7 protein-coding genes are annotated in these 11,308 nt (G+C 73.5%); 2 read left to right on the plus strand and 5 right to left on the minus strand.

Annotation, left to right across the window (positions count from 1 at the left end; all coding sequences use genetic code 11):
- Nucleotides 1-148: 148 nt before the first annotated feature.
- Entirely contained in the window at nucleotides 149-1,684 is a 1,536-nt protein-coding gene (locus ACFVNO_RS29155; protein WP_378897367.1) for a serine/threonine protein kinase, read from the plus strand.
- Here ACFVNO_RS29155 and ACFVNO_RS29160 read toward each other — a convergent pair.
- The 4 genes from ACFVNO_RS29160 to ACFVNO_RS29175 form a co-directional block, all read right to left on the minus strand.
- Complete coding sequence (locus tag ACFVNO_RS29160; protein ID WP_220559950.1) at nucleotides 1,674-3,044, minus strand: replication-associated recombination protein A; 1,371 nt, start codon at nucleotides 3,042-3,044, stop codon at nucleotides 1,674-1,676. The two genes, ACFVNO_RS29155 and ACFVNO_RS29160, sit on opposite strands and share 11 nt — an antisense overlap.
- A gap of 72 nt (nucleotides 3,045-3,116) precedes the next feature.
- Nucleotides 3,117-5,027, minus strand: coding sequence for a SpoIIE family protein phosphatase (locus ACFVNO_RS29165; RefSeq protein WP_378897405.1), 1,911 nt, complete (start codon nucleotides 5,025-5,027; stop codon nucleotides 3,117-3,119).
- Between the two features lie 860 nt (nucleotides 5,028-5,887).
- Nucleotides 5,888-7,630, minus strand: a complete 1,743-nt coding sequence (gene aspS, locus ACFVNO_RS29170; protein WP_355269816.1) for an aspartate--tRNA ligase — start codon at nucleotides 7,628-7,630, stop codon at nucleotides 5,888-5,890.
- A 129-nt stretch (nucleotides 7,631-7,759) separates the two neighbouring features.
- The gene (locus ACFVNO_RS29175; RefSeq protein ID WP_355269818.1) at nucleotides 7,760-8,437 is read right to left on the minus strand and encodes an MBL fold metallo-hydrolase; all 678 of its coding nucleotides are present in this window, start codon (nucleotides 8,435-8,437) and stop codon (nucleotides 7,760-7,762) included.
- Nucleotides 8,438-8,902: 465 nt separating this feature from the next.
- On the opposite strand from ACFVNO_RS29175, the gene ACFVNO_RS29180 reads away from it, so the two are divergent.
- Entirely contained in the window at nucleotides 8,903-10,138 is a 1,236-nt protein-coding gene (locus ACFVNO_RS29180) for a DUF349 domain-containing protein (protein ID WP_355269820.1), read from the plus strand.
- Between the two features lie 240 nt (nucleotides 10,139-10,378).
- Here ACFVNO_RS29180 and ACFVNO_RS29185 read toward each other — a convergent pair whose 3' ends face one another.
- A complete protein-coding gene (locus ACFVNO_RS29185) occupies nucleotides 10,379-11,104 on the minus strand; it encodes a hypothetical protein (protein WP_378897372.1) in 726 nt (241 codons plus the stop codon).
- Nucleotides 11,105-11,308 lie beyond the last annotated feature (204 nt).

Below are 11,308 nucleotides of genomic sequence, written 5' to 3' on the forward strand. Positions count from 1 at the left end.
GACCTGCCTCCGGGCGGTGGCCGATGCGGGACGCGGGCGTCGACTCCACTCCCCGTTTTCGGGAGAATGATCGTGGATCGGGATCTTCACTACGATGTCCGGACACTCCGCCGCCCCGTCGGCCCAGAAGCATCGCGACAGGACACCCATGAGCCCTCGTTCTCCCCGAGAGATCTCCGTGCTGGTACCGGAGCACCTGCCCCCGCTGTATCCGGACGACCCGACGCGGATAGGCCCCTACCTCGTCCTCGGACGGCTGGGGCAGGGGGCGTCCGGAACGGTCTACGCCGCGGTGGACGCGGCCTCTCCGACCGCGGGCGAGCGGCTGGTCGCGGTGAAGGTCGTCAAGGCCCCGGCCCCGGGCCCCGAGCGCGAGGCACTGGTGCGGCGGCTGACCGCGCTGTCGCAGGTGGACCCGGCGCGGGTGGTGGTGCCGCTGGCGTTCGACGGCCGGGCCGACCGGCCGTGGCTGGCGATGCCGTACATGGAGGGACAGCGGCTCTCGCACTTCATCACCAAGCGCGGGGGCCTGGGCACCGGAAAGCTGCTGGCGCTGGCCGTGGGCCTGGCCGAAGGGCTGTCCGCTCTGCACGCCCGGGGCATCGCGCACGGGTCGCTCAACCACGAGCGGGTGCTGCTGGAGTCGCACGGGCCGCACATCATGGACTGCGCGGTCGCCGACGCGCACACGGCCGGCTCCGGCGCCACCTGGATGAGCCCGGAACGCTACCGGGGCGCGGCGGCCTCCCCCGCCGCCGACGTGTTCGCCTGGGGGGCGGTCACCGCCTACGCGGGCACCGGGCGGCTGCCGTTCGGCCCCGGCGAACCGGAGGAGATCGCCGGACGCGCCGCGGCCGGGGAGCACAACCTGACCGGGCTGCCCAAGGGGCTGGTGCCGCTGGTGTCCCGGTCCCTGGACCCCGATCCGAACGCACGGCCGAGCCTGAACGAGGTGATCGGCTCGGTCCTGGCCGTCTGGCAGAGGGAGAACGGCCGCGAGGGGTCCGGGCCGCCCGACCGCGACGAGGTCGCCGCCCTGATGGAGCGCGAGTGGCGTGCGGTCGAACCGGCCCAGCGGGTGCCCCGTGTGATCCGCCTGGAGGGGCGACCGCCCCGGCGGCTCCCCCGGCGGGCGCCGCTCCTGGTGGGCGCCGGCGTGCTCGCCGCGGTGCTGGTGGGCGCGGGCGTGTGGGGCGTGGTCCGGCTGGCGGGGTCCTCCGACGACGAGGCGCTGGTGGCCGGCACCGAACAGGAGGCGTCCCCCTCGCCCTCCCCGGAGGAGGCGCCCCGGACGCTGGTGGTGCGGTTCGACCCCGCCGAGCAGGAGAACGTCGTGGAGGGGCCCTGGGTCTACACCCCGGTGGACCGCGACGACGAGCCGCAGCGCGGCCAGGGCGTGCCCACCCACCAGGACTGGGCCGCGCAGTGGGAGGAGGCCGGGGAGCCGGCCTCCGCCGTGATCGACCCCGAGGCCGAGGTGCTGTGCGCCAAGTTCTGCGCCGCCCCCGACCACGTGTTCCTGGACGAGGAGGGGCGCGGGACCTGGGAGCTGACCGGCCGCGACTTCATCGACTACCTGTCGTGGGGGCCGGTGGTGATCGTGGAGGTCACCTTCTCCGAGGAGGAGCCCGCCGAGGGCGGGCCCCGGGAGATCGTTCAGGTCACCGAGCTGTTCACCGACTAGCGTCGGGCCGGGGGCCCTGCGCGTCGGGCCGGCCGCCGCGCAGGACCTCCTTGATGCGGCCCAGCACCTCCGAGACGCGGCGTTCGGCGCCGTGCTCGGTGGGGCGGTAGTACTCGCGGCCCACCAGCCCCTCGGGGGCGTGCACCTGGGGGGCGACGCCGCCGGGGTGGTCGTGGGCGTAGCGGTAGCCCTTGCCGTGGCCCAGCTCCTTGGAGCCCCGGGAGTGGCCGTCGCGCAGGTGGAGCGGGACCGGCCCGGCCCGTCCGGCGCGGACGTCGGCGATGGCCTCTCCGATGGCGGTGATCACCGCGTTGGACTTGGGCGCCACGCTGATGTGGATGACGGCCTGGGCCAGGTTGATGCGCGCCTCGGGCATGCCGATCAGCTCGACGGCCTGGGCGGCGGCGACGGCCGTCTGGAGTGCGGTGGGGTCGGCCATGCCGACGTCCTCGCTGGCGTGCACGACGATGCGCCGGGCGATGAACCGGGGGTCCTCCCCCGCCTCGATCATGCGGGCCAGGTAGTGCAGGGCGGCGTCGGGGTCACTGCCGCGCATGCTCTTGATGAACGCGCTGACGACGTCGTAGTGCTGGTCCCCGGAGCGGTCGTAGCGCACGGCGTGGCGGTCCACGGCCCGTTCGAGGTGGGCGGCGGTGATCTCGACCGGCTCGGCGGCGGGCGGCCCGGCCACCAGGGCCGCGGCCTCCAGGTAGGTGAGGGAGCGGCGGCCGTCCCCGCCGGCCAGCCGGACCAGGTCGTCGGCGGCCTCGCCGGTGAGCGTGTAGCGCCCGTCCAGGCCGCGCTCGTCGGTGAGCGCCCGCTCCAGCAGGGCGTGCACGTCGGCGTCGTCCAGGGGCTCCAGGGTGAGCAGCAGGGAGCGGGACAGCAGCGGGCCGACCACGGAGAAGAAGGGGTTCTCGGTGGTGGCGCCGATGAAGCTGACCCACCGGTTCTCCACGGCGGGCAGCAGCGCGTCCTGCTGGGTCTTGTTGAACCGGTGGACCTCGTCGACGAACAGCAGGGTGCGGGTGCCGTTCATGCCCATCCGGCGGCGGGCCTCCTCGATGACCGCGCGCACGTCCTTCACACCGGCGCTGACCGCGGACAGCTCCACGAACCGGCGCTTGGTGGCCTTGCTGACCACGGTGGCCAGGGTGGTCTTGCCCGTCCCGGGCGGGCCCCACAGGAACACGGACATGGGCGCGTCGTCCTCGACCAGGCGGCGCAGCGGGCTGCCCTCGCCCAGCAGGTGGCCCTGGCCCACCACCTCGTCGAGGGTGCGCGGCCGCATGCGCACGGCCAGCGGCTCCTGTCCTTTGGCCGCCTCGGACCCGGCATCGTCGAACAGAGTTGCAGACACCCGTCCAGGGTAGGCGGTGGCGGCGACGTTCGCGGCCGGTACGGCGCGTGGCCCGTCGGCCCGGGCGGGGCCTCAGGCGGCGGGGCGGCGCATGCGGGCGACGAGCAGGGCGATGTCGTCGCCGCGTCCGGCGGGGGCCATCTCGGCCAGGGCGTGGGCGGCGCCCTCGGGGTCCTCGCAGTGCTCGACCAGGGCGGCGCCGACCTTGTCCAGGCCGGCCTCCATGAGCACGTCGGCGCTCTCCACCAGCCCGTCCGTGCACAGCAGCAGGGTGGTGCCAGGGTCCAGGACGCGGGTGGTGACGGGGTAGGACGTGTCGGGCAGCACGCCCAGCGGCGGCCCGGTCTCGGGCTCCCACAGCTCGTAGCCGTCGGGTCCGGCCAGGATGGCCGGGGGCTGCCCGGCCCAGGCGGCCTGCATGGCTCCGGTGGCCCGTTCCAGCACCAGGTAGCCGCAGGTGGCGAAGACGATCTCGCCGGTGTCGGTGAGCAGCCGGTTGGTCTCGCCCAGGACGACGCCGGGGTCGGACTGGTTGCTGGCGTAGGCGCGGAAGGCTGCGCGGATCTGGCCCATGGCGGCGGCCGCCTCCACGCCGTGGCCCTGGACGTCGCCGACCAGCAGGCCGACGCGGCCCTCGGGCAGTTCGACGACGTCGTAGAAGTCGCCGCAGATGCGCCAGTCCGCCCGGGAGGGCAGGTACTTGGTGGCGATGTCCAGGTCGGGGAAGCTGGCGACCTGGCGGGGCAGCATGCGCCGCTGCACGGCGTCGGCCAGCTCCAGCTCGGCCTGCTGGGCCTTGATGCGCTGGAGCGCCTGGCCGGCCAGTCCGGCGAAGGTGAGCATGAGGGCGCGCTCGTCGCGGCTGGCGTGGTGGGGGCGGTCCCACACCATCTGCCAGACGCCCAGGGCGACCTTGCCGTCGCCGAAGATCGGCACGGTCGCCCAGGCCTGGGACTTGGAGTCGTTGTGGCGCATGAGGTCGGCGGCGGCCGGGAAGCGGCTGACGACCTCGGCGCGGCTCTCGAAGAAGCGGGGCTGGCGGTCCTGTATGACCGCTCCCATGGGGAAGTCGGTGTCGTAGGCGCTGCGGCCGTCGATGAGACCCACGTTGCCGCGCTCGCGGGCGCCGGGCGAGGTGCGCAGCACCCCGTCCTCCACGTACATGGCCCCGGCGAAGTAGCCGCCGAAGATCGGCAGGAACTCCTCGCTGAGCAGGTCCATGACCTTGTCGACGGTGGTGGCCGAGACGAGCTTGGACGACAGCTCGGTGACCAGGCGGCCGTGCTCGGCCTCGGTGCGGCGGCGGTCGGCCAGGCGGCGCACCAGCTGGACGTGCTCGGTGACGTCGTCGACGATGCCGACGAGGCGGTCGGGCTCGCCCGGCACGAACCGGGCGCGCACGTGCAGGGAGCGCTCGTCGCCGAGGCGGTCGAAGACCCGGAAGCGCTGCTCGTAGTCGCGTCCGGCGAAGGAGGCGGCCATGGCGTCGCGGACCCGGGCGATGTCGTCGGGGTGGACGCGTTCCAGGATGCGGTCCAGCTCGCGGTCCTCCCCGGCCAGCAGCGAACCGAGCGGGGTGGGGCCGAAGAGCTCGTGCAGGCGGCCGCTGCCCAGGTCCAGGCTCCACAGGACGGAGTCGGAGTTGTCGGTGCGCAGCTCGCCGATGACCCGCAGGTCGGTCTCCTCGGTGGACAGCACGTGCACGAGCACCACGGCGTCGCCTCCGTCCACCGGCAGTACCTCGGCCTCGGCCAGGCGGTCGGCCTTGGCGGTGACGGAGATCCGCAGGCGGCGGCGCGGGCGGCCGTTCGGGGAGGTGCGGTGGGCCAGGGACTCGTGGTGGAAGCGGGCGGCGCGGCCGTCGTCCCCGTCGAGCAGGTCGTACCAGCGGCGGCCCGCCAGGTCGTCGGCCGCGCGGTCGACGAGGGCGAGGAAGGCGTGGTTGGCATGGCGGATCGAGCCGTCGGCCGCGGTGAGCACCATGGGTTCGGGCGCGTGAAGGAACGCCCCGGCGAGCGCGCCCTGCGAACCACCACCTGCAGCACGTTCTTCGTTCACGGACTCAATCCTCATGTCGTCTCGGACGTCACAGCCGTGCCCGGGCACGGTCACCCCCTGCGGACATTCCGATTCGGCTCATTCTAGTGTCGGGGGTGGGGCTGTCTCCGGGGAGCGCTCCGAGGGCGGTCGGCTCCCCCGCCCGTCCGCGCCACCCGCGCGACCTCGTACGGCACGGGTCGGTGCGGCCCACCGGCACGGGGGTGTTCGGCGCACGCGGGCCCACGGGCCGGCGGGGGCCGACCCCGGTGCACAAATCGTTACGCTCGCGTGACTCGGTGGCACAGAAGGCACTTCACCACCATTTCCGCCCACCGGTGCGACGAGGCCCCCGTCGTACCGCGCGACCACTCCCGAGGACGCCGGTACTTGGTGGGGGGAAGGGTGATTCGCCCACAACCGTAGGGGATGTCACGGCCGGGCGCATCCACAGGAGTCACACGAGGCCATGTTCGGCCAGGTTTTTCCAGGAGAACCGAGGAATTCCTTCACATAGGTCACCTATGACCGTTTTATGGAGTTCCCGAAAGTATCGCCGCAACGCGAAAAGCGCGGCCGGTCGGGGCCGAGGACGCAGGCCCTCCCCCGTGCGCCGACCCCCGGACGAAGGCGCAGGTCGGACACGGTCCCTCCGAGCGGACCGCTCCGGTCGGCCGCGCCGGACACGGCCCGGCGGCGGCACGACCGGACAGGAGCACGGCCCGGACGGGGGCGCGGCGCGGCCGCCGAAAGCCGCGGGGGCGGTGCGCCGACGCGCACCGCCCCCGCGGACCCGGTCACCGGGCTCAGGCCTCCTCGGCCTCCGGGTCGACGTCCACCCCGGCCTCGGCGCGCTGCTCCGCGGTGATCGGCGTCGGGGCGCCGGTCAGCGGGTCGCCGCCGGAGGCGGTCTTGGGGAACGCGATGACCTCGCGGATCGTCGGCTGCCCGGCGAGCAGCATGATGATCCGGTCCCAGCCCACGGCCAGGCCGCCGTGCGGCGGCGGGCCGAACTTGAACGCCTCCAGCAGGAAGCCGAACTTGGACTCGGCCTCCTCCTTGCTCAGGCCGATCGTGTCGAAGACGCGCTGCTGCATCTCGGCCCGGTGGATACGGATCGAGCCGGAGACCAGCTCGTAGCCGTTGAGCACCAGGTCGAAGGCGCGCGAGTTCGTCGTGCCCGGGTGGTCCTGGAAGTCGTCCTCGTCCTCGACGGCCGGGGCGGTGAACGGGTGGTGCACCGGCTTCCAGGAGCCCTCCTCGTCGGCCTCCTCGAACAGCGGCATGTCGGTGATCCAGAGGATCTCCCAGCGGGACGCGTCGATGAGGTCGCAGCGGCGGCCGATCTCCAGGCGGGCCGCGCCCAGCAGCTCCTGGGCCTCGAACCGCTTGCCCGCGGCGAAGAACACCGCGTCGCCCGGGGCGGCGCCGACCTTGGCGGCCAGGCCCTCCCGCTCGGCGTCCGACAGGTTCTTCGCCACCGGGCCGCCCAGGGTGCCGTCCTCCTGGACCAGGACGTAGGCCAGGCCCTTGGCGCCGCGCGAGCGCGCCCAGTCCTGCCAGGCGTCCAGCTCCTTGCGGGTCTGGGACGCGCCGCCGGGCATGACCACGGCGCCCACGTACGGGGCCTGGAACACCCGGAAGGTGGTGTCGGCGAAGTAGTCGGTCATCTCGACCAGCTCCTGGCCGAAGCGCAGGTCGGGCTTGTCGGAGCCGAACCGGTCCATCGCCTCGGCGAAGCGCATCCGCGGGAAGCGCTCGGGCAGCTCGACCCCGCGCACCTCGCGCAGCAGCCGGGTGAACAGCTGCTCGCCGACGGCGAAGATGTCCTCCTCGTCGACGAAGCTCATCTCCAGGTCGATCTGGGTGAACTCCGGCTGGCGGTCGGCGCGCAGGTCCTCGTCGCGGAAGCAGCGGGTGAGCTGGTAGTAGCGCTCCATGCCGCCGACCATGAGCAGCTGCTTGAACAGCTGCGGCGACTGCGGGAGGGCGTACCAGTGGCCCGGCTGGAGGCGGACCGGGACCAGGAAGTCGCGGGCGCCCTCCGGCGTGGAGCGCGTCATGTACGGGGTCTCGATGTAGGTGAACCCCAGGTCGCGCATGGTCTCGTGGGCGATGTAGGTCGCCTTGGAGCGGATGCGCAGGTTCTCGGCCATCTCCGAGCGCCGGATGTCCAGGTAGCGGTAGCGCAGCCGGGTCTCCTCGGCCACGTCGGAGGCGCTGTCGAGCTGGAAGGGCAGCGGGGCGGCCTCGCTGAGCACCTCGATCTCGTCGGCGACGACCTCGACCGCGCCGGTCGGGATGTCGGGGTTCTCGTTGCCCTCGGGGCGGACCCGGACCGAGCCGGTGACCTTGATGCAGTACTCCGCGCGCAGGTCGTGGGCGAGGTCGTCCTCACGGACGACGACCTGGACCACACCGGAGGCCTCGCGCAGGTCGAGGAAGACCACGCCACCGTGGTCGCGGCGGCGCGCCACCCAGCCGGCGAGCACGACGCTCTCCCCGGCGTTCCCGGCGCGCAACGCACCTGCTTCATGCGTGCGTATCAACGAACTTCTCCTTCGGCGTCTTCGAGTACGTGTCAAGTCTGCCCGACCCGCGCCGGGGCACGGTGCGCCCCGGGGCGCACCGGCCCGGTCACGGGCGGCGGGTCGGCCGGCGGTTCCGCGCGAACGGGGTCAACCGGCGATATCGCGCAGGTAGGGATTGGTGGCGCGCTCGCGGCCCACGGTGGTGGCCGGGCCGTGGCCCGGCAGGACGCGGGTGTCGTCCGGCGCGCCCAGCACGGCGCCGGCGAGGCTGCGCGCCATCGCGGCCGGGTCGCCGCCGGGGAAGTCGGTGCGGCCGATGGAGCCCGCGAACACCAGGTCGCCGGCGAACATCACCGGGACGCCGTCGTCGCTGCGGGTGGTGTAGACCACCGACCCGGGGGTGTGGCCGGGGGTGTGGGAGACCGTGTACTCCGCGCCCGCCAGGGACAGGACCTCGCCGTCGGAGACCTCCACCACGCGGGCGGGCTCGCGGTAGGGGCCAGGGCCCAGCAGGGCGGTCAGCTGCGCGGCGAAGGCGGCGTCCACGCCCCGGCCCGGGTCGGTGAACAGGCCGCGGTCGGCCGCGTGCACGTACACCGGGACGCCGTGGGCGTCGGCGATCTCGGCGGCCGACCACACGTGGTCGAAGTGCCCGTGGGTGAGCAGGACCGCGACGGGCGTCAGCCGGTGCTCGGCCAGGACCTTGGCGACGGGCTCGGCCGCGTCCTGCCCGGGGTCGACGACCACGCACTCGCCGTTCGGAGCCGCCGCCGGGACGTAGCAGTTCGCGGCGAGGGGTCCGGTGGGTAGTGCGGCGATGAGCACGGCGGGTGGCGTCCTGTTCCTCGGTCGGGTGGTGCGGGAGGCCGCGGCTCGTGGAAGGGCCGCCCGCGGGTATTACCAGAGCCTACCGACGTGAACGGGGCCCGGGCGACCGGAAGAGCACACCTGTGCGCTCTTTTGATCACCATTCGATCACCGCACACGCCCGGACTCTTTGCCAAAGCGCGTGGTAATGCCATATTGGGCACCGTCCCATGTGCACCGGGCCCCGACCTGCGCCTCTTCCGGGAAAGCGGGCCGTCGGTTCTCGGCTCCGGTCCGGCACGATGGGGGACACCGACGGCGGGCGCCGGAAATGCCCGCCCGGACGGATGAGACACGGCGCGCCGTCATCATCGAATCGGATGGATACCGTGGTCAGCACAGTGGTTTCCATCACGGATCGGCGAGGGACACCGCGACGACCAGAACCCGCTCTCCGCGGGTTCATGACAGCAGGAGGACACGGTGACCACGGACCCTTGGGGCCGCGTAGACGACGACGGCACGGTCTACGTGCGCACGAGCGAAGGCGAGCGGGTCGTCGGATCGTGGCAGGCCGGGGAGCCGGAGGAGGCCCTGGCCTTCTTCCGCCGCAAGTACGACTCCCTGGTCACCGAGGTTGAGCTGCTGGAGAAGCGGCTCAACACCACCGACCTGTCCGCCGCCGCCGCGATGTCGAACATCGACAAGCTGCGCTCGGCCGTACAGGAGGCGCACGCCGTCGGCGACCTCGACGCCCTCACCCGCCGGCTGGACGCCCTGGCCGGGCGCGCCGAGACCCGCAAGGTCGAGCAGAAGCAGGCCCAGGAGCGGGCGCGCGGCGAGGCGCGGGAGATCAAGGAGCGCATCGTCGCCGAGGCGGAGCGGGTCGCGGTCGAGACCACGCACTGGAAGTCCGGCGGCGAGCGGATGCTCCAGCTGATCGAGGAGTGGAAGAAGGCCCCCCGGGCCGACCGCCCGACCGAGCAGGCGCTGTGGAAGCGCATGTCGGCGGCGCGCAACTCCTTCTCCAAGCGGCGCAAGGCGTACTTCGCCAACCTGGACCACGAGCGGGAGTCGGTGCGGGCCGAGAAGGAGCGCATCGTCGCCGAGGCGGAGGCCCTGTCCGGGTCCACCGAGTGGGGCGAGACCGCCCGCGCCTACCGCGACCTGATGCAGCAGTGGAAGCGGACCGGCCGCGCCGACCGGGCCAGCGAGGACCGCCTGTGGGCCCGGTTCAAGGCCGCCCAGGACACGTTCTTCGACGCCCGCAACGCGGTCTTCGCCGAGCGGGACGCGGAGCTGCGGGTCAACGCCGACGCCAAGGAGAAGATCCTGGCCGAGGCGCAGACCGAGATCCGCGGCCTGATCTCGGACCCGCGCCGGGCCCGCGCCCGGCTGCGCGACTTCCAGGAGGCCTGGGAGGAGGCCGGGGAGCTGCCGCGCGACGCGCGCGACCGGCTCGAGGGCTCCTTCCGCCAGATCGAGGACGAGGTGCGCCGCGCCGAGGAGTCGGAGTGGGAGCGCAAGAACCCCGAGGCCCAGGCCCGGGCGCGTGACACGGTGGCGCAGCTGTCCACCGCGATCGCCGACCTGGAGAAGAAGCTGGAGAAGGCGCGGGCGAACAACGACGCCCGCCGCGTCAGGGAGGCCGAGGAGGCGCTGGAGGCCCGCCGCGCGTGGCTGGCCGAGGCGGAGAAGGCGCTCGGCGACCTGAGCTGACGCCCGGTCCCGGCCCGTCGGGGCGGGTCCCGTGTCCGAGGGGACGCGGGGCCCGCCCTTTCCGTACCCGGCGGTGCTCCCCCCGCGGGCCGCGCGGCTCCGCCACCGCGCCCGGCGCCTCCGGGGCCTTCGGCCCCTCCGCCGCGGTCCGCGTCCCCCGGCCCGCTCCTCCGAGCCTCCGGAACACCGTCGGGCGCCCCGTGGCCCCCGGCAGCGCGGGAGGGCGTTCGGGAGCGGGCCCTAGCGGTGGGCGTCCAGCCGGTGGACGGTGGCTCCGGAGAGGGCGCCGGTGTCGGGCTCCTCCCCGGAGGTGTTGTGCTCTGCGGGTTCGGACGGTACCGGCTCGGACGGCTCGGGTCCGGCCGCCGCGGGTCCCGCGGGCTCGGCCGGCGCGGGCGCGGAAGCGCGGGCGCGCAGGCGGAACGCGGCGACCCCGCCGGCCAGGGCGAGCAGCCCGGCCGCCGCGGTCACCACGGCCCACAGGGGGGCGAGCGGCCTGCGCACCTCGTGCTCCTGCGCCGCGCAGGAGACGAGCACACCGTCCGCGCCGGAACGCAGGCAGGCCGTGGCGACCGGGCGGCCCGCCCCCTCGGGGAGGGCGGCCAGCTCACCGGTGACGGTGAACGAGGCCCGTTCGCCCGCCTTCAGGGGCCGACTCCAGACGACGCGCCGGCCGTCCACCTCGGCGCCCTCCGTGCCGGTGACGTAGCGCATGGTCGGGGGCAGGTGGTGGACGACCTCGGCCGCGGCCACGGCCCGGGCGCCGGAGTTGCGGACCCCGATCGTGTACTCCACCCGGTCCCCCGGCGACAGTCTCTCGTGTTCGGTGGTCTTCTGGAGCGACACATGCAGGGTCTCGGCGCCGGGGACCACTTCCCGGCGCTCCGACGGGTCCGGCTCCGGGGCTCCCGGTAGGGCGACGAGGGCCGCCAGGCCCAGCGCCGCCATCGCCGCAGCTACTGCCATGGTGCTTCCTCCGTGTACAGCACATTACTATGTGTATTTACTTGATAACACGGAGTGTTCGTTTTGTGCGTGCGCCATGCAGTGAGGGGGGGGGGGGCCACCCCCGCGGGCCCCCCCCCACCCGGGGGGGGGGGGGGGGTTTAAAAAAAAAAAAAACCCCCACAAGAGAATTTTTTTGGGTTTGGGGGGTTGTGGTTTAAAAAA

Source organism: Nocardiopsis sp. NPDC057823, assembly GCF_042797335.1.
Taxonomy (GTDB): domain Bacteria; phylum Actinomycetota; class Actinomycetes; order Streptosporangiales; family Streptosporangiaceae; genus Nocardiopsis; species Nocardiopsis changdeensis.

Excerpts from the sequence above, each read along its gene's own strand:
- ACFVNO_RS29155 (WP_378897367.1), top strand. The coding sequence starts at position 149 with ATGAGCCCTCGTTCTCCCCGAGAGATCTCCGTGCTGGTACCGGAGCAC.
- ACFVNO_RS29165 (WP_378897405.1), bottom strand. The coding sequence starts at position 5,027 with ATGGTGCTCACCGCGGCCGACGGCTCGATCCGCCATGCCAACCACGCC.
- ACFVNO_RS29185 (WP_378897372.1), bottom strand. The coding sequence starts at position 11,104 with ATGGCAGTAGCTGCGGCGATGGCGGCGCTGGGCCTGGCGGCCCTCGTC.